At 69.4% G+C, this 16,136-nt stretch carries 15 protein-coding genes; 5 read left to right on the top strand and 10 right to left on the bottom strand.

The genetic code is table 11. From position 1 onward, the window contains the following. Positions 1-197 precede the first annotated feature (197 nt). Both modA and LJE69_RS12210 read right to left on the bottom strand, forming a co-directional pair. Positions 198-953, bottom strand: a complete 756-nt coding sequence (gene modA, locus LJE69_RS12215) for a molybdate ABC transporter substrate-binding protein (RefSeq protein WP_296925360.1) — start codon at positions 951-953, stop codon at positions 198-200. 75 nt (positions 954-1,028) lie between these two features. Further along, positions 1,029-1,856 (bottom strand): TOBE domain-containing protein, encoded by an 828-nt coding sequence (locus LJE69_RS12210; RefSeq protein ID WP_296925358.1) that lies wholly within the window; start codon positions 1,854-1,856, stop codon positions 1,029-1,031. Between the two features lie 179 nt (positions 1,857-2,035). Here LJE69_RS12210 and LJE69_RS12205 point away from each other — a divergent pair, with 179 nt between their 5' ends. Together LJE69_RS12205 and modD are read left to right on the top strand one after the other, a co-directional pair. Then, positions 2,036-2,464 carry a TOBE domain-containing protein gene (locus LJE69_RS12205; protein WP_296925357.1) on the top strand — a complete coding sequence of 143 codons (429 nt, stop codon included), beginning with the start codon at positions 2,036-2,038 and terminating at the stop codon, positions 2,462-2,464. A gap of 980 nt (positions 2,465-3,444) precedes the next feature. Beyond that, positions 3,445-4,293: a ModD protein gene (modD, locus tag LJE69_RS12200; RefSeq protein WP_296925355.1), complete on the top strand. Its 849-nt coding sequence runs from the start codon at positions 3,445-3,447 to the stop codon at positions 4,291-4,293. Here modD and LJE69_RS12195 read toward each other — a convergent pair. Both LJE69_RS12195 and LJE69_RS12190 read right to left on the bottom strand, forming a co-directional pair. Further along, the gene (locus LJE69_RS12195; RefSeq protein ID WP_296925353.1) at positions 4,284-4,703 is read right to left on the bottom strand and encodes a hypothetical protein; all 420 of its coding nucleotides are present in this window, start codon (positions 4,701-4,703) and stop codon (positions 4,284-4,286) included. The genes modD and LJE69_RS12195 overlap by 10 nt on opposite strands. A 409-nt stretch (positions 4,704-5,112) precedes the next feature. Further along, positions 5,113-6,003 carry a TOBE domain-containing protein gene (locus tag LJE69_RS12190; protein ID WP_296925351.1) on the bottom strand — a complete coding sequence of 297 codons (891 nt, stop codon included), beginning with the start codon at positions 6,001-6,003 and terminating at the stop codon, positions 5,113-5,115. 207 nt (positions 6,004-6,210) lie between these two features. Here LJE69_RS12190 and LJE69_RS12185 point away from each other — a divergent pair, with 207 nt between their 5' ends. Beyond that, positions 6,211-7,125, top strand: coding sequence for a CPBP family intramembrane glutamic endopeptidase (locus LJE69_RS12185; RefSeq protein ID WP_296925349.1), 915 nt, complete (start codon positions 6,211-6,213; stop codon positions 7,123-7,125). Between the two features lie 382 nt (positions 7,126-7,507). Here LJE69_RS12185 and LJE69_RS12180 read toward each other — a convergent pair whose 3' ends face one another. Both LJE69_RS12180 and LJE69_RS12175 read right to left on the bottom strand, forming a co-directional pair. After that, entirely contained in the window at positions 7,508-9,355 is a 1,848-nt protein-coding gene (locus tag LJE69_RS12180) for a sodium:proton antiporter (RefSeq protein ID WP_296925347.1), read from the bottom strand. 117 nt (positions 9,356-9,472) lie between these two features. After that, positions 9,473-10,129, bottom strand: coding sequence for an ankyrin repeat domain-containing protein (locus LJE69_RS12175; RefSeq protein ID WP_296925345.1), 657 nt, complete (start codon positions 10,127-10,129; stop codon positions 9,473-9,475). Positions 10,130-10,469: 340 nt separating this feature from the next. On the opposite strand from LJE69_RS12175, the gene LJE69_RS12170 reads away from it, so the two are divergent. Continuing rightward, positions 10,470-10,868 (top strand): hypothetical protein, encoded by a 399-nt coding sequence (locus tag LJE69_RS12170; RefSeq protein WP_296925343.1) that lies wholly within the window; start codon positions 10,470-10,472, stop codon positions 10,866-10,868. An 18-nt stretch (positions 10,869-10,886) separates the two neighbouring features. Here LJE69_RS12170 and LJE69_RS12165 read toward each other — a convergent pair whose 3' ends face one another. The 4 genes from LJE69_RS12165 to LJE69_RS12150 form a co-directional block, all read right to left on the bottom strand. Beyond that, positions 10,887-11,423: a putative 2OG-Fe(II) oxygenase gene (locus tag LJE69_RS12165; RefSeq protein ID WP_296925341.1), complete on the bottom strand. Its 537-nt coding sequence runs from the start codon at positions 11,421-11,423 to the stop codon at positions 10,887-10,889. Between the two features lie 206 nt (positions 11,424-11,629). Further along, positions 11,630-12,877, bottom strand: a complete 1,248-nt coding sequence (locus LJE69_RS12160; RefSeq protein ID WP_296925339.1) for an NAD(P)/FAD-dependent oxidoreductase — start codon at positions 12,875-12,877, stop codon at positions 11,630-11,632. Positions 12,878-12,930: 53 nt separating this feature from the next. Next, entirely contained in the window at positions 12,931-13,458 is a 528-nt protein-coding gene (locus LJE69_RS12155; RefSeq protein ID WP_296925337.1) for a hypothetical protein, read from the bottom strand. A gap of 109 nt (positions 13,459-13,567) precedes the next feature. Then, positions 13,568-14,149 carry a DUF3365 domain-containing protein gene (locus tag LJE69_RS12150; protein ID WP_296925335.1) on the bottom strand — a complete coding sequence of 194 codons (582 nt, stop codon included), beginning with the start codon at positions 14,147-14,149 and terminating at the stop codon, positions 13,568-13,570. 410 nt (positions 14,150-14,559) lie between these two features. On the opposite strand from LJE69_RS12150, the gene LJE69_RS12145 reads away from it, so the two are divergent. After that, the coding region (locus LJE69_RS12145; protein ID WP_296925333.1) for an asparagine synthase-related protein at positions 14,560-16,136 on the top strand (1,577 nt) is incomplete at its 3' end.

Below are 16,136 nucleotides of genomic sequence, written 5' to 3'. Positions count from 1 at the left end.
CTCCGCCGCGATCAAGGTTACAGGCGTGCAGGAGTGCAGGCGTGCAGGAGTGCAGGCGTGCAGGAGTGCAGGAGTGCAGGAGTGCAGGCGTGCAGGAGTGCAGGAGTGCAGGGCCGTGCGTGCACTCTTGCACTTCATGCACTCTTTCCGCTCCTGCACTTTGAGCACTCAGTGCACTGCTGCGCCAGTCCTCCGTATCATTCCGTCTCGTAGCCGAAGTCGTGAATCACGGCCTGCGCCTTCTCTCCCTTCAGATATGCGAACAGGGCCGTCACCGCGGCGCTGTCTTTGCCTTTGTCGAGAATCACGGCATCCTGGCGGATGGGCTCGTGCAGGTCGCCGGGCACGATCCAGCCGGAGCCCTTGGTAATCTGGCCATCCTGCATCACCTGCGACAGGGCGACGAAGCCCACTTCGGCATTGCCGGTGTCGACGAACTGGTAGGTCTGGGCAATGTTCTCACCCCTCACCAGCTTCGGCTCCAGGGCCGCCTTGACGCCGAGGGCGTCCATGGTCTGCATCGCCGCCTCGCCGTAGGGTGCGAGCTTGGGGTTGGCGATGGCGAGCTTGTTGAAGTCGCCCGATTTCAGCAGCGCTTCGCCGTCCTCGACGACGTCGGGCTCGGCGGACCACAGCACCAGGGTGCCGACGGCATAGGTGAAGCGCGTGCCGGGCACGGCGACGCCTTCTTTTTCCAGCAGCTCCGGGCGCTTCTGGTCGGCGGCGAGCAGCGCCTCGAACGGCGCGCCGTTCTCGATCTGGGCGTAGAGCTTGCCGGTGGAGCCGTAGGATGCCTTGACGGTGTGCTCGGTGTCTTCCTCGAACATCTGGATGATGGTCTTCATGGGCGCCGTGAAGTTGGCGGCGACGGCGATCTGCGCTTCATCGGCGGCGGCGGTCCCGGCGGCGAGCGCGAGGGCCAGGACGGCGGACACGGGTACGAATTGTTTCATGGGTCGGTTGCTCCTTGTCGGAGTGAGTTGAAGGCGGCCGACTCGACGCGGCCGCCCGGTTGCTGATGCGGGCCGCTACGCGCAGCTCGCCAGAATGACGCTGGACGCTTGAAATACGGCGCATGCCTCGCGGCCGGGCCGCAGGTCGAGCTGCTCCAGTTCGGCGCGGGTGATCAGGGCGGCGAGGCGCAAGTCCCCGGGCAGCCGCAGCGTCACGTCGGCCTCCAGTGGGCCTTCCCGGATACGGCTGACCTCGCCCCAGAGCTGGTTTGCCGCCGACGTGCGCAGCCCCCGGCCCGTGCCCAGCATCACGGCCGTGGCCTTGACCAGGGCCTGCACCTCGGCGCCCGGCTTGAGCGCGAACGCCTCGGCGCTCTCGCGCGTCAGCAGCGCGGTGACCTGTGTGTCGGCGCCGAGCCGCACCGTCGCGTGCGCGCCAACCTGGTCGGTGCTGAGCTGGACGAGCGTGCCGGCAAAGCGGTTGCGGGCGCTGGTGTGCAGCGACATGCGACTGAGCAGTGCCCGGAAGGCGTGCTCGTCGCCGTCGCTCACCAGATCCAGTTGTGCGCCCAGGCGATCGAGCGCCTCCTGGTACTCGTGCTCGACGGCCCGGTAGAGGGCCACCAGCCTGCGGCCGTGCGCCGTCAGCCGGGTGCCGCCACCGTCGCGCCCGCCGATCGAGCTCTCCACCAGCGGTTGTGCGGTCAGGTTGTTCATCGCATCCAGCGCATCCCAGGCCGCCCTGTAGGACATGGGCACGGCCTTGGCTGCCCGGGCGATGGAGCCGTGGCGGCCGATGGCCTCCAGCAGCCGGATGCGCGTGTCGCCCAGCAGATCGCCGAGCTCGGTGGCCAGCGAGAGTCGGCCGACCAGGCGGGGGGAGCGCGCGCGTGGAGTTGTCATGGAGGCTCTATATTTCGAACGATATAACGACATGGCCCGCAAGGCACTGCAAACCAGGGGCCAACCCCCTCCGGCGCTAAGCTTGTATCTGCCGAGCGGGTTACCTTAGCCTCGGTGCTCGTCGCGCCGGCTCCGTCCGCTGCGGCGCCATACCAACCAATGACAACGAGGCCATTTGCATGAAGATCAGCGCGCGCAACCAATTCCACGGCAAGGTCGTCTCCGTCACCCCGGGCGCCATCAACGCCGAGGTGACGTTGGCGCTGCCGGGCGGTCAGGAAATCGTTGCCGTCGTCACGAACGCGAGCGTCAAGTCTTTGAATCTAAAGCCTGGCGCGGAGGCTGTCGCGCTGTTCAAGGCATCGTCCGTGCTGGTCATGACCGACGCTTCCGGCGTGCGTCTGTCGGCCCGCAACAGTCTCCCGGGCACCGTCAAGGCCCTCGATATCGGCCCCATCAATGCCGAGGTCACCATCGCGCTGCCCTCCGGCGACGAGGTGCATGCCACCATCACGCACAAGGCGAGCGATGAACTGGGCCTCAAGGAAGGTGTTGCGGCTACGGCCGTGATCAAGGCGCCGTTGGTTATTCTCGGCGTTCCCGCCTGAACACGCAATATGCACTAGTCTATAGCGAAGCTGGCCGAGCGCGGTGGTTGCTGCACCGAAATGGTGCGATGTGGTCGGCGCTCGGCCAACGCTTCGGCCAATCCTGCAATCGGCCAATCCTGCAATCGGTTGCTCCAACCCCGCGCGCGTTCGGCGCCAAAGGCGCATGGCTGGCATGAGACGGCTCGCGGCCTCTGGAGCATTGGGCCCGGATGACCGCCTCGACATCGCCGCGAACGCGCTTGCGCCGCGAGCGCGCCGCCCGCTGCAACCCTTGACCCGCCATCAGCCTTCCCTGACCGTCTCGAAGCGCATGGAAGTGGAGCGTACAGCGTGTCGCGTAATATACAAAAGTAATCACGTTGCGTAGACTTCGCGACAATCGTCGCCTTACCGAGACTGCTCGAGATGTCGGCGCTAGCGGCGGTTGTGTCGCCCTGGAGGGCGACACTCCGGTCGACAGTCTCCGCCCGCCGCCAGCGCGTGTCGTTCTCCAGGGCGACACGGGCAACGACCGGTAGCGGAGCCCTCACGTCGCCGGACTAGCATCGTCGGGTTAGCGAGAGCGTAACCCGACAATCAATGGGTTACCGAGGTTCATCGTCGGGTTACGCTGCGATAAGCCGGCGTACACCGAATACTTGCCGGATCTCTGCCGAGGCTTCGCCTCAGACCGACGGGTGATGATCATCGCTTTCGCAAGCCGAACAGCGATCGTGGTCGTGGTCGTGGTGGGGTAGCCGATTACAGCAACGACAACGACAACGATAGCGATAGCGATAGCGACGACGACAACTGCAACGACAACGAAAAACGTGACTCCACGACAACCATTTGGCGCCGCTGAGCGATCTTCGGCGCCGTCAACAATCAGTGTCGCCCGGGACGACTCGGCGCGGCATTTGCTTGCGCACCGTCGTTACCCCCGTGTCCGCGCCTGTCCATGCTGCGCGGAGCTCAATGCGAGTCAAGAGGTATCCATGATCGCAACCCCTCCACCCGTTCTCGGCGACCACGAGCTGCATGCCCTCCTCGCCGAGGACGTGCCCTTCGGCGACCTCACCACGGAGTCGCTCGGCATCGCGGCCGCGCCCGGCACGATCCGCTTCTTCGCCCGCGACCCGATGACCGTCTGCGGCGTCGAGGAGGCGGTGCGGCTGTTCCAGCTCTGCGGCGCCGAGGCCGCGCCGACGGTCGCCTCCGGCGCGGACGCGGCGCCGGAGACCCTGCTGCTCGAGGCGCGTGGCAGCGCCGGCGCCCTGCACCGCGGCTGGAAGACGGCGCAGACGCTGATGGAGTGGTGCGGCGGTATCGCCAGCAGCGCCGCGGCCATCGTCGCCGCTGCCCGTCGCGGACACCCGGACGCCATGGTCGCCGGTACGCGCAAGAACGTGCCCGGCAACCGCAAGCTGGCGGTGAAGGCATTCAAGGCCGGTGGCGCCGTGATGCACCGCAACGGCCTGTCCGAAACGCTGCTGGTCTTCGCCGAGCACCGCCAGTTCTTGGGCGGCGAGCCGCCGGCTGCAAGCCTTGCGCGACTGCGCCGGCTGTGCCCGGAGAAGTGCGTTGTCGTCGAGGTGGCAAACCCCGAGGAAGCGCTGACTTGGGCCGACGCGGATGTGCTGCAACTGGAGAAGTTCACGCCGGGGCAGGTGGCCGAGACCGCCGCTGCGCTTGCCGCGTGCGGCTCCGGTGCCGTCGTCGGCGCCGCTGGCGGTGTCAATGCCAAGAACGCCGAGGACTATGCCCGCGCCGGCGCCCGGCTGCTGGTAACGACGGCGCCGCACCTGGCGCCGCCGCGGGACGTGCAGGTGCGATTCTACCCCTGACCGATGCCTTGACCCGGCATGTGATTCATCAGCGTCATGATCTCGATGAGCTCGCCCTCGTCGCCGTCGGGCCATTGCCGCAGGCTCACCAGCCAGCGGCCGTCGTGCAGGCGCCAGGCGCGCAGCGACTCGGCGTAGACCAGGGCGGCGCAGAGGCCGGCGTCGTCGTCCAGGCGCGGCTCGATCAGGCGATAGTCGTAGGCGTGGAAGCAGCGCCTGCCGGCGTCGTCGTACCCGAACGCCTGCCGCGCCGGCATTTCGTGCTCGCGGTGAACGCGAAACCGGCGCGGCTCCACCACCCGGCCGTGCCACAAGGGCGGCAGCCGCTCGCGCCAGCGCGGCGAGCAGTCTCGTTGACCGGTGCCGTCACGCTTTGACTCCCCATAGATGCAGGATGGGCTCGTCACCATGCGATCCTCCCTCGCCCGCCGTGGTAAGGCGCGACGGCGGCTTGCCGCCCTATCGGCCTGATGCCGGCCGATGGATGGATGAGCGCTGTATACATTGATGTATTTCGCATCGGATCGCTCAGTCAGAAAATTTGTGGTCAGAGATCTGTGCCACCATTTTGAGGTGCACCGTTATTTGATAAGCAGAATTGGTGCCTTGTTGGGCTTAGGACCGCGGGGCCTGTGCGCATGCCGGCGCACGGCCCCGCCAAGGGCCGCTGGCCTATGCGCAAGCGCCGGCCGGCGCGGGCTGCGTGCGGCCTGTGCGGTGGCGCGCAGCGCCGGCGGCGACCCGATGCGGTTGGGAAAGGGGGCGCGGGATGCGCGGGCGGAAAGGTGACAAAGCGCGCCGCTACGTCGTCAAACCGACTCAGTCGTCGACGCCGACGATGACGCTCGTGGTGGAGAAGACGGCGCAGGCCGGTCCCTGCTCCTCGATACCGAGCGGCTCGAGTTGGCTCGCGTCGATGACGCCGCACACCGTTACGCCGCCCTCGAGGGCGATCACCACCTCGGCCGGGCCGTCGCTGCGGGTGATGCGCTGCACCGTGCCGCAGAGCGTGTTGGTGCCGGGTGCCGGCTCCTGCGGCGCCGGGGCGATGGCGATGGCCACGGCCTTGACCAGCGCCCAGACGTCGCGCCCGGGCTTGAGACCCAGGCACTCGACGCTCTCGTTGGTGATGCCGGCGACAATGCGCTGCCCGCCGGGGAGTGCGATCTGCACCTCCGCGTCCACGGGGCGCGCGGTGACCGCGGCGACGCGGCCCATAAAGTGGTTGCGCGCGCTGGTGCGCAGCGCCAGCCGCCGCAGCACGTCCAGCGCCGCGCCGGAGTCGCCGAGGGCGGCGTTGACGCCGGCGAGGAAGCGCTGATACTCCGCGGCGATGGTGCGGTAGGCGGCGATGAGCCGCCGGCCCTCGTCGGTGAGCCGGGCGCCGCCGCCGCCGCGCCCGCCCGTGGCCGTGGTCACCACCGGGGCCGGCGCGACGTTGTTGATGGCGTCCACGGCGTCCCAGGCGGCTTTGTAGCTGACCCCGGCGGCCTTCGCCGCCTGGGTGATGGAGCCGCGCGCGTCGATCTGCTCCAGCAGCGCGATGCGCTCCTCGCCGAGGAAGGCCACCTCGTCGACGTTGAGCCAGACCTGGCCCGCGACGTTGAGCGGGGGCTTGGCGGGCTGCGCCCCCGCCCCGCTGGACGGACTGGCTGCCTTGTGGTCGCCCGCTCGGAGGGCTGGTCCGGGCGGCTTCTGCTGCTTCGGCATGGTTCTGGTAATCGGGTGGGGGCGCGGTGGCCGCGGTCGGCCGTGCGACAGCATCGCAGATCCGCCGCATCGGCTCCAGCAACGCGTCACCGACGCGCGAGCATGAGCCTCCGTGCCAGGGCTGGAGCGATGGGGCCAATGTGCTTGCGCTGGCCGGTCGGGCGTGTTTCGCTGCGCGCCACTCTGCCCTCGTTCCGCCTCAGCCCCATGCGCACAACAGCAATCTTCTTCGCATATCTCTTCTGCTGCCTGGTGCTGGCGGCGCTCACTGCCCATCCGCTCCTGGACATGGGCCTCATCGACGAGCCGCCGCGGCGCGTCATGGGGCGGCTGGCGCAGCTCTATATCCTGCTCGGGCTGTGGCCGTTCCTGAAGCTCTTGCGGCTGGACAACGCCGCTGCGCTCGGCTTCGGCCTCCCGCGGCGGCGGTTTCTGCTGGACGTGGCCGCGGGCTGGGCGCTTGGGGTGCTGATTCTCACGGCGCTCATCTGGGCGCTGCTGGCGCTTGAGATACGCGTGCCCGACCTGCCGCAGCATGGCCTGGTGTGGCTCGTGCTGGAGAAGGCCGTCGGTGCGCTGGTGGGTGGGCTACTGATCGGCCTGCTGGAGGAGACCTTCTTCCGCGGTGCCCTCTACGGTGCCATCCGCCGGCGCAACGGGCTGCGCGCCGCCGTGGTCTGGTCAGCGGCCCTATACGCGCTGCTGCACTTCTTGAAGCCGCACGACCTACCGCCGGGCGTCCCCTTCGACTGGGCCGGCACCCGGGCCATGTTCGCGGGCGTGTTCACCGGCGTGGCGGACTGGCGCCATCTGGATTCCATGCTCGCGCTGTTCCTGGTGGGGGTGTTTCTGGCGCTGGTGCGCGAGCGCGCCGGGCACATCGCGTGGGGCGTGGGCTTGCACGCGGGCTGGGTGTTCGTGATCCAGATGACCCGCCGGCTGACGGACTCCGACCCCGCCGCCGCCCTCGGCTTCCTCGCCGGCCGCTACGACGGCGTCATCGGCCTGCTTGCCGCGGCCTGGATTGGCGTGCTGGCGCTGGGCTTCTGGGGCGTCGCCGGACGGCGGTCGGCGCCCAGGATCGTTGGCACCGCGTTGGATGAAGGGCGGCCGAGGGTCTGAGAAGAGGGACGGAAAGACTGTGGAGCCTCGGTGTCACGTGGCCTCTGCAGGTCGGGCCGACGCAGGAGGCCCGACGAGCAGGCGGCTATGACGATCAGGCGGCTGTATTGAGCGCCGTGTCGGGCTTCATTCCTCAGCTCGACCTACGCGGGTTTTTTCCTGCACGCTCTGGGCAGGCGCCGGCGTCGGGGCTGGGCGGCAGCGCGGGCTAGGTCGATTCGCCGCGGCGAGCCCCGCCGGCTCCCATCACGACTCGGGCACCCGCTGTGGGAGCGCCGTCCCCGGCGCGACGAGCGGCCCATCGCGGCGGGGAGGCCGCTCCCACAGGGGCGGGCCGCCGGCGCGGGCGCACTCCGCACTCCGCACTCGCACTCCGCTGTTCCTAAACCAACGGCCTCGGCTTCTCCGCCGCCGTGGTGCCATTGTCGGCGGGGTCCCTCGGCTCGGCCTCGGCGGCCTTGGGCCCGAACCAGATCACGTCTTCGCCCGGCTCGGCGCGCAGCCCCTTGCCGGCCTCCAGCATGCGCACCTCCTGCTTTGGGCCGATCACCAGCACCGGCACGGCGTCGTCCGGCAGCGCGGTCTTGAGCATCTCCACGTCGAAGGTCTCGGTGAGGGTGCTACAGCGGAAGCTCCAGCCCTGGTACCAGCGCCGTTGCAGGTCCTCGTACAGGATCTCGTCGCTCATGGCGGTGCGGCCGCGCAGCTCGGGCGAGGGCTTGCGCGGCTCGGCCACCTCGCCTGTGGCGAGCTGGAAGATGTTCTGCCGGCCGAGCTCCGGCGCGAAGCGGGCGCATACCAGGGCGTTGTAGGCGTCGTTGTTGGTGGTGGCCAGCAGGCTGCTGAAGGCGCCCAGCTCCAGCGAGTGCTCGGCGTGCTCGGACAATAGTTCGCCGAAGTACACCGGCACGCCGGCCTGGCGCGCGGCGCGCAGCCGGTGCCAGGCGCTGTCGGCGACGATCACCGGCACCTCCAACTCGTGCAGCTTCTTCGCGAGTCCGCTGCTCCAGGCGCCGGCGCCGGCGAGGATGAGACCGCCCTGGCGCTGGGCGCTGAGGTGCAGCCCGCGCGCCAGCCAGCGAAGACTGAAGCCGTGCAGCACCACGGTCACCAGGATCAGCACGAACACCAGCGGCAGCAGCAGCTCGGCACCGTCCATGCCGTGCTCGGCCAGCAGCGGGCCGAACACGCCGGCCACGGCCGCGGCGACCACGCCGCGCGGCGCGATCCAGCCCACCAGCGCGCGCTCCTGCCAGCTCATGCCGGCGCCGATGGTGGCGGTCCATACCACCACCGGCCGCACCACGAGAACCACCGCGGCGATCAGCGCCGCGCTGCGCCAGTCCAGTGCGGCCAGGATGTGCGGGTCGAGGTCTGCCGTCAGCAGCAGAAAGATGCCGGAGACCAGCAATACCGCGATGTACTCCTTGAAGCGGCGGATCTCGGCGATGCTCGGCAGGCTCATGTTGCCGAGGACCACGCCCATCACCGTCGCGGCGATGAGGCCGGCCTCCTCCAGCACCTGGTTGGAGAGCGCATAGGCGCCGAGCGCGGCCGCCAGCGCCACGGCGCCCTTGAGGTACTCCGGCACCAGTCCGGCGAGGAAGGCGCGTCCCAGCGCCCAGCCACCGACGCCGCCCAGCAGCAGCGCCACGCCGACGCCGGCGCCGAGGTGCGCGAAGGTCTCGCCCAGGTGCCCCGCGTCGGCGCCGACGAAGTAGTCGAACATCACCACCGTCAGCACCGCACCGGTGGGATCGTTGACGATGCCTTCCCACTTCAGGAAGGTCGCGGGGCGGCGCTTCAGGCGCGCCTGGCGCAGCAGCGGCAGGATCACCGTCGGCCCGGTCACCACCGTGATGGCGCCGAACACCAGTGCTACCGCCCAGTCCATGCCGACGATGCGATGCGCGGCCCACGCGGTCAGGGTCAGCGACAGCGCCACGGCGACGGTGGTGAGCCGGCGCAATACCGTGGCGGACTGCTTCAGCTCAGCGAACCTGAGCGACAGCCCGCCCTCGAACAGGATGGCGGCCACGGCGAGCTTGATGATCGGCTGGTAGGCATCCCCCAGGGCCTCGCTCGGCCGCAGGATGCCCAGTACCGGGCCGATCAGCAGGCCAAAGGCACTCAGCAGCACGATGGCCGGCACCTGGAAGCGCCACGCGAGCCACTGCGCGCCGATGCCGAGCACCATCAGTAGGGCGAGGATCTCGGTCAGGTGGTGCATGGGCGCTCCGTGGGGTCTCAGGTCTTCAGGAGGTTACTGCCATGAAGCCAAGTGCCAACGAGCCCGCACCGGGGCTTAGGCACCAAGTACTCCGTACCTCTTGCTCCGCGCCTTCCCTTATTCAATAACCCCGTAACGCCGCAATAACTGCGCCATCAGCGGGTCCTCGATGTCGGCCGCGGTGGGCACGGGCGCGGCGCTGCCGGCGTCCTTGGGCGGCTGGCCCGGCGCGAGCGGTGCGCCCCGCTCCAGCAGCAGCTTGGCGATGTTGATGTTGTCGGTGTCGACGGCGATCGCCAGCGGAGTCCGGCCGTCCGCGCCCGCGGTATCGAGCGTCGCGCCCTGGCTCAGCAGCAGCGCCAGCGTGTCGCGGTCGAGCAGCGACTCCTGCACCAGCTCGCGCAGCAGCGCCTGCGGGTCATCGTCGGCGCCATTGCGCAGCAGCAGCTCCGCCATGGGCACCTTGCCGTGCTCGAGCGCCACCGTCAGCGGCGTGCGGCCGTCCGGGCCGGCGCGGTTCGGGTTCGCACCGTGCTTGATGAGCTCTTTGGCGACGGCGACATCGCCATGGCGCGCGGTGATGCCGAGCGGCAGTTCGCCACCCGGCCCCGGCGTGTTCGCGTCCGTCCCCCAGTACAGGTGGCGCTTGATCTGCACCAGGTCCGCGGTCTCCACGGCGTGATGGAAATTGCCGCTTGGCTTCGGCGGCTCGTCGCAGCCTTGCAGCAGCAGGAGGCAGCCGAGTATGGTGCCGAGGCATCGGATGTTGCGCATCAGTTGCACGGGAGACTCCAAGCAGGGTGACTGCGGGCGGGCGGCGACATCGCCCGCGTGCCGAGCGGTCGCTCGCGTCGCAACGAGACCGTCAAAGTATTCGGTGTAGTCAGCTATTGATAAGGGGAGAGCGCAGCGTAACCTGACGACGGGCGACGGTGCGCCGTTGATAGTCGGGTTACGCTATCGCTAACCCGACCTACGATCCGCTCTTTTCTGGAGTTGCGAGCAATACTTTCACAGTCTCAACGCGGCACCCACTCACAGGTTCTGGCAACAGCGCCACTTTCGCACCCTAGCGGCGGCATCGACCGGCGACAACCCCGGTCAACCCACATCCATGCTCGGTAAGCTTCTCCTCACCGTGGCCATCATCGTGCTGGCCTTCTATGCGATCCGCGAGCGCGCGGCCGAGATCAGGTCCGGGCTCAGGTCCGACGGGGCCGGGCGGCGGGCGCAGGCGGCCGGTCGCGCGGCTGGCCCGCGCTCGCGCCGCAGCCTGATCCAGATCGCCGCCGCACTCGTGGTGGTGGTCATGCTGGCGGGCAGCGGCCTGGCGCTCTGGCAGCGCTGGACGCGTGGCCACGACGTCGTGACCGTGGAGGTCGCGAATCCCATCACCGGCAGCATCGAGCGCTTCGAGGCGCGGCGCACCGACGTCGGTGACCACAGCGTCCGCACCCTCGATGGCCGGCAGATCAGGGTGTCGGAGGTGGAGCGCATCATCGTCCGGGATTAGCGCCGATTGTCGCTGGTCTCAGGCGTTTTTCGGTCCAAAGTTGAGGGCCACCGACAGCCTGAGCCCCTCGCCGCGGTGCGGCTCCACCCAGTGCGGCAGCGCCGGCGGGAACAGCAGCAGCTGGCCCGGCCGTGGCGTGACGCGGATCGCGAAGGGGTCGTCGGCGAAGACGACGTCGCCGCTCGCCTCCGGCACGGCCACGTAGTAGACACCGGCCAGCAGTTCGTCGTTCTCCTCGTGGCTGTGCCTGCTGGTGCTGCTGCCGGGCGGCATGGCGTTGAGCCAGAAGCCGCAGCGCAGGGGCGGGCACTCCAGCCCCAGGCGCGCTGCGGCCGCAGCGGTTGCGAAGCGCAGCAGGTCGTCCAGCCCGGGCAGGCGCTCGCGGTCCAGATAGAGGTTCTCGAAGCGGCCGTCGATGTAATGCGATCGGTGCGTGAAGTCCGTGTCATCGAGTCCGGCGAAGGCCAACGCCAGCGGATCGTTCAGGGTTTTCGCCCGCGGGTATCGAAGCGCGGTGATGCGGGGGATGTCGTGCGGAGCAGGGAGGCTTGGCATCGATGTCTGCTGTCTGTGCGTGGCTGGCGTCGAATCGCGCCGGGGGCGGCGCTCCCACGGGCGGGCGCGGCGCGGCTGTGGCAGCGGCGTCCCCACCGCGATGAATCACGGTCGGGCGCTGAATCGCGCCGGGGATGGCGCTCCCACGGGTGGGCGCGGCGCGGCTGTGGGAGCGGCGTCCCCGCCGCGACGTGCCACGGGCTGGCTCAGGCGGCCGCGGCCGGCTCCGGCAGGGCGCCGAAGCGCCGCTCGTGCTCGCTGCGGCTGCGGGTGACGCAGTCCTCGATGGACACGCCCAGGAACCAGTTGCCGGTGAGGCCGAGCCGCCCGTCGGCCAGCGCATGGTCCAGCGCCGCCACCTGCTCCGCATGGCCCTTGCGCAGCGCCGGCAGTCGGTTGCGGACGCTGGCCGACGCGAGCACCTGCCCGGGCTCGGCATCCAATGCCCGGCAGGCGGCCTCGATGCGCGCGTCCTCGTCCAGCAGATCGCCCGGGAAGTGGAACGCGAAGCCGCGCAGCCGCGGGTCGTCCAGAAAGTCCCGCGTCACGGCGGACAGAAAGGCGCCATCCACGCTGATGAAGCCGGCCAGCGGGTCGATGCCGAGATGGGCCTTGTCGAGCACCAGGAGCTGGGTGTCGATCTCGGCCATGCCGATGCGGCCGACGATGGCGGCGGCAGCTGGCGCCACGTCGGCGAGGAGCCGGGCGGCCACGTCCGGCGGCACGGCGAGCGTCAGCCACTCGCAGGTATATCGGCTGCCGTCGGTGCAGGTGACCGCGAAGCCTTCACCGGCGCGCTCGACGGCCGTCACCGGCTTGCCGGTGGCCAGGGTGACGCCGGGCGTCTCGGCGATGGACACGGGAATGTCGTTCAGACCGCCGGGCATGGTGAAGCTGCGCAGCACGTCCTTGCGCCGGGGCTTCTTGCGGAACAGGGCCTCGGCCGGGAAGTCGTCCGCCGGCTGGCAGATGACCGAGCGGAACGCCGGGCCGAACAGGTCCCGATAGTTCTTCTGGCCGAGGCCGCGGCCGTAGTACTCGCGCACGCTGGCGCCGGCTTTGTCGCCGCCGAAGAGCTTCGGCAGCGACCCCACCAGCTCGAACAGGTGTAGCGCGGAGAGGATGGACGTGCGCTTGCCGCCGCGCCAGAGCTTGTAACTGAGCTTGGCCTTGGGCGTTGCGCGGTCCAGGATGCCGAGCGTTTCCATGATGCCGAGCAGGTTGCCGTAGCTGTTAAAGCAGCTGTGGCTGCCGGCCTCCACCCAGAAGCCGTTGAGGTTCGCGAAGGCACGCGTGTGCATGCAGCCGCCGGGGCGGTCGTCGGCCTCGAGCACGAGGGTGTCGTGGCCGTTCTTGGCAGCGCCGTGGGGCGCATGGCGGGCGGCGTAGTGGGCGGCACTGAGGCCGCTGATACCGCCGCCGATGACGATGTGAGTGGGGGACTGCTCGCTCATGGGCTCGCTCATGAAAGGACGCTTGGCGTGGCTGGCTGCTGATACACAGCCGGCTATTGTCCATCGTCCGGTCGGCGGCCGTCGAGGGGCGCCAGGGTCAGGTCGGTCAGGTCGAGCTCGGGGATCGGCACCGGGGGCGGGGCGCAGTCCGCGAGATCCCAGCCGTCGCCGGGGACCAGGCTCAATGCGCTGGTATCGGGATGGCGTGGCGGACCCCGGTCGTCGATCTCGTCGAGCGGGGCACCGACGGGCGCCAGTGCAAGGGGACCGTCGGCGCGGGTTGAAGTCTCGGTAGCCCTGCTCGGCGCTTGCGCCGCGTCCGCGGACGCCGACAGCTTCACCGGTGCTGTCACCGTCTCGATCTCGGTCCGTGCCCCGGCGGCGAGGAAGGCCTGCTGGAAGCGCGTCGCCGTGATCAGGTCCACGTCGCGCTTCACCACCACGGGCCGGCCGCTGAAGAGGTTGTCGAGCTGGGCGTCATCGAGCCGGAAGGTGCTGCCCAGCTTCTCCCGTGTCCTGGCGGGGTCGGTTCCGCTCAGCAGCTTTCCGGCGAAGACGATGTTGTAGCGATCCTCCGGCATGTCCTGGACGTCCCCCGCGCGGCGCTGTTGATATAACGCCGTCGAGCCGCCCAATGCAGCCGCCCAATGCCGCCATCGGGTGGCCGCCGCATTGCCGTCGTCGGACTGACTACCTGGGCTTCGACAGCGTGAAGGCGCCGCGGATGTCGCCGAGCTCGAAGCCGCGCGCCTGGTCATCAGGATAGGCTTTGTCCAGTGCCGCGGCCAAGTCCGGGGCGATGTCCTTGCCGTGACAGGCGAGGCAGACCTCCTGCGTCGGAATGGCCTGCATGTAGCGATAGACCTTGCCGTCGTCGGTCTGCTCGACGGACGCGTAGCTCATGCCCATGGGCGATTCGCCGTGCGCCTTGCGGGACTCGAACTGCTCCAGCACCTGCCGCTCCCACGCGTCCGGCGTGTTCAGCGCCTTGTTGCGGGGCTTGAGGCTGGTGCGGCCCACGTCCCAGCCGGATTGCTCGGACAAGTCGGCGGCGATGCCCGGTGCGACCTTCTTGCAGACCTCGACCGCCGCCACCGGGCCGCCCTGCTGCAGCCCGGCCTTCAGCTCGCCCTGCAGCGTGGTGGTGAACTGCTTGATCAGCGCGCGGGCCTGAACGGCGTCGTCCGCAGTGGTCTCGGCGAAGCTGAGGCTGGAGGCGGCGAGCGCCGCGGCCAGGGCCAGCACGGAGCCGGCGAGGATGTGCTTGTGCATGGTGTCGGTCTCCCGAAAGCGTGGTTGAGAGGGCATGAGGCAGCAGGCGCGGTCGCAGGCGCGCGCGGCAGGTTTGCACTGCATTGCGCGCGATGCAACCGCGGACAAGGCCGGACTATGGCCTGGTGGCCGCCCGCGGGCCATAACAAACCGCAACTCTCGGAGATGCCCGACGTGGCAGGGCTTCGCTGCGGAAATTCCGAGACCGGGCTCCCGCGTTGTCGTGGTCGGAATCGGAGTCGTAATCGACTGGCCGCACGGTTGAGAGCACGATTACGACAACGACAACGACAACGATCTGAGAAGGTCTCGCGACTTGCGCGCTGTTGCGCTAGTGCATTGCAGCTCTCCGTGGCCGCCGGCACGGATGGCTCGCGTATACTCGCGGCGCGTTCAAGCTGGGGGAAGACATGAAGGGGATTTGCGGATGGTTCGGCGCGCTGCCGGAGCCGGCGGCGGGCGATGCGGTGCTGGAGGCGATGCTCCAGGCGGACGGCGCCGGGGCCGTCGGCAGGGCGGGGCGGGTGCAGGCGGCGGACGTCCACGGCGGCATCAACGGCGCTGCCGGCGGAATCTGCCACCAGGACGACGACTGCGTGCTGATGCTGTCGGACAGTGCCGGCAGCACCGGCGCCGAGCTGGCCGAGCGCTACCGCCGCGACGGCGAGCAACTGCTCGATGCGCTGCATGGCCCCTTCGCGCTGGCGCTGCTGGACCTGAGGCGCCGTCGCCTGCTGCTGGCGGTGGACCGGGCGGGTGCGCGCGGGCTCTATGTGGTGCGCCGTGGCGGCTGCATCGGCTTCGCGACCCGGCTTGGGGCGCTGCGCGCGCTGCCGGGGCCGGCACTCGAGGTCAATGACCAGGCGCTGTTCGAGTACGTCTACTTCCACATGGTCCCCAGCCCCGGGACCATCTACACCGGCGTCAGCAAACTGCTGCCGGCGCAGGTGCTGCGCTTCGACGGCGTCGAGGCCCCAGCCGCCGAGCGCTTCTACTGGCACATGCCGTACCGGGAGGGCCGCGCGCGCTTCGCGGACCTGCGTGGCGAGTTTCGCCGGCTCCTGCCGGAGGTGGTCGGGGACGCGGGCGCGGGCGACGGCAGCGTCGGCTGTTTCCTCAGCGGCGGCACCGACAGCTCCAGCGTCGCCGGCACCTGGCGGCGGTTGCAGGAGGCGCCGGTGCCGACCTACTCCATCGGCTTCGACGCCGCGGGCTTCGACGAGATGGAATACGCGCGCATCGCCGCGGGGCATTTCGACACCCGGCCGCGCGAGTATTACGTCACCGCGCAGGACGTGGTGGAGGCCGTGCCGCGGGTGGCCGCCTTCTGCGACGAGCCCTTCGGCAACGCCTCCATCGTGCCGGCCTACCTGTGCGCGCGCTTCGCCAAGTCGGACGGCATCGACGTCATGCTCGCCGGCGACGGCGGCGACGAGATCTTCGGCGGCAACGAGCGTTATGCCAACCAATGGCTGTTCGAGCAATACGCCAACGTGCCCGGAGCGCTGCGGGCGCTGCTGGAGGGTGCCGTCGCGCTTCCCGGCCTCGCCGCCGTGCCGCCGTTGCGCAAGGCCCGCAGCTATATCGAGCAGGCGAAGGTGCCGCTGCCGGACCGCTTCGAGACCTACAATTTTCTGCACCGCTCGCCGCTCGCGGACATCTTCGAGCCGGATTTCCTGGCCCGCGTCGACACCGCGGCGCCGCTTGCGAACCTGCGCGAGGTCTATGGCCGCACGCGTGGCGCTTCCGCCATCAACCGGATGATGCACCTCGATCTCAAGCTCACCCTCGCCGACAACGACCTGCGTAAGGTCAACCAGGCCTGCCAACTCGCCGGCATCGATGTGCGCTACCCGCTGCTGGACGATCGGATGTTGGCGTTCGCCGCGTCCGTGCCGCCCGGCATGCAGCTCAAGCGCACGCAGTTGCGCTGGTTCTTCAAGCAGGCGCTCAAGGACTTCCTGCCGGCCGAGATCATTGCCAAGCG

Source organism: Thiohalocapsa sp. (genome assembly GCF_022340605.1).
GTDB lineage: Bacteria > Pseudomonadota > Gammaproteobacteria > Chromatiales > Chromatiaceae > Thiohalocapsa.
This window is presented reverse-complemented; position numbering and strand designations above follow the sequence as displayed.

Coding starts and splice junctions, on each gene's coding strand:
- LJE69_RS12185 (WP_296925349.1), top strand. CDS start 6,211: ATGCGCACAACAGCAATCTTCTTCGCATATCTCTTCTGCTGCCTGGTG.
- modA (WP_296925360.1), bottom strand. CDS start 953: ATGAAACAATTCGTACCCGTGTCCGCCGTCCTGGCCCTCGCGCTCGCC.
- LJE69_RS12165 (WP_296925341.1), bottom strand. CDS start 11,423: ATGCCAAGCCTCCCTGCTCCGCACGACATCCCCCGCATCACCGCGCTT.
- LJE69_RS12195 (WP_296925353.1), bottom strand. CDS start 4,703: ATGGTGACGAGCCCATCCTGCATCTATGGGGAGTCAAAGCGTGACGGC.
- LJE69_RS12205 (WP_296925357.1), top strand. CDS start 2,036: ATGAAGATCAGCGCGCGCAACCAATTCCACGGCAAGGTCGTCTCCGTC.
- LJE69_RS12210 (WP_296925358.1), bottom strand. CDS start 1,856: ATGACAACTCCACGCGCGCGCTCCCCCCGCCTGGTCGGCCGACTCTCG.
- LJE69_RS12190 (WP_296925351.1), bottom strand. CDS start 6,003: ATGCCGAAGCAGCAGAAGCCGCCCGGACCAGCCCTCCGAGCGGGCGAC.
- LJE69_RS12170 (WP_296925343.1), top strand. CDS start 10,470: ATGCTCGGTAAGCTTCTCCTCACCGTGGCCATCATCGTGCTGGCCTTC.
- LJE69_RS12155 (WP_296925337.1), bottom strand. CDS start 13,458: ATGCCGGAGGATCGCTACAACATCGTCTTCGCCGGAAAGCTGCTGAGC.
- LJE69_RS12150 (WP_296925335.1), bottom strand. CDS start 14,149: ATGCACAAGCACATCCTCGCCGGCTCCGTGCTGGCCCTGGCCGCGGCG.
- LJE69_RS12175 (WP_296925345.1), bottom strand. CDS start 10,129: ATGCGCAACATCCGATGCCTCGGCACCATACTCGGCTGCCTCCTGCTG.
- LJE69_RS12160 (WP_296925339.1), bottom strand. CDS start 12,877: ATGAGCGAGCAGTCCCCCACTCACATCGTCATCGGCGGCGGTATCAGC.
- LJE69_RS12180 (WP_296925347.1), bottom strand. CDS start 9,355: ATGCACCACCTGACCGAGATCCTCGCCCTACTGATGGTGCTCGGCATC.
- modD (WP_296925355.1), top strand. CDS start 3,445: ATGATCGCAACCCCTCCACCCGTTCTCGGCGACCACGAGCTGCATGCC.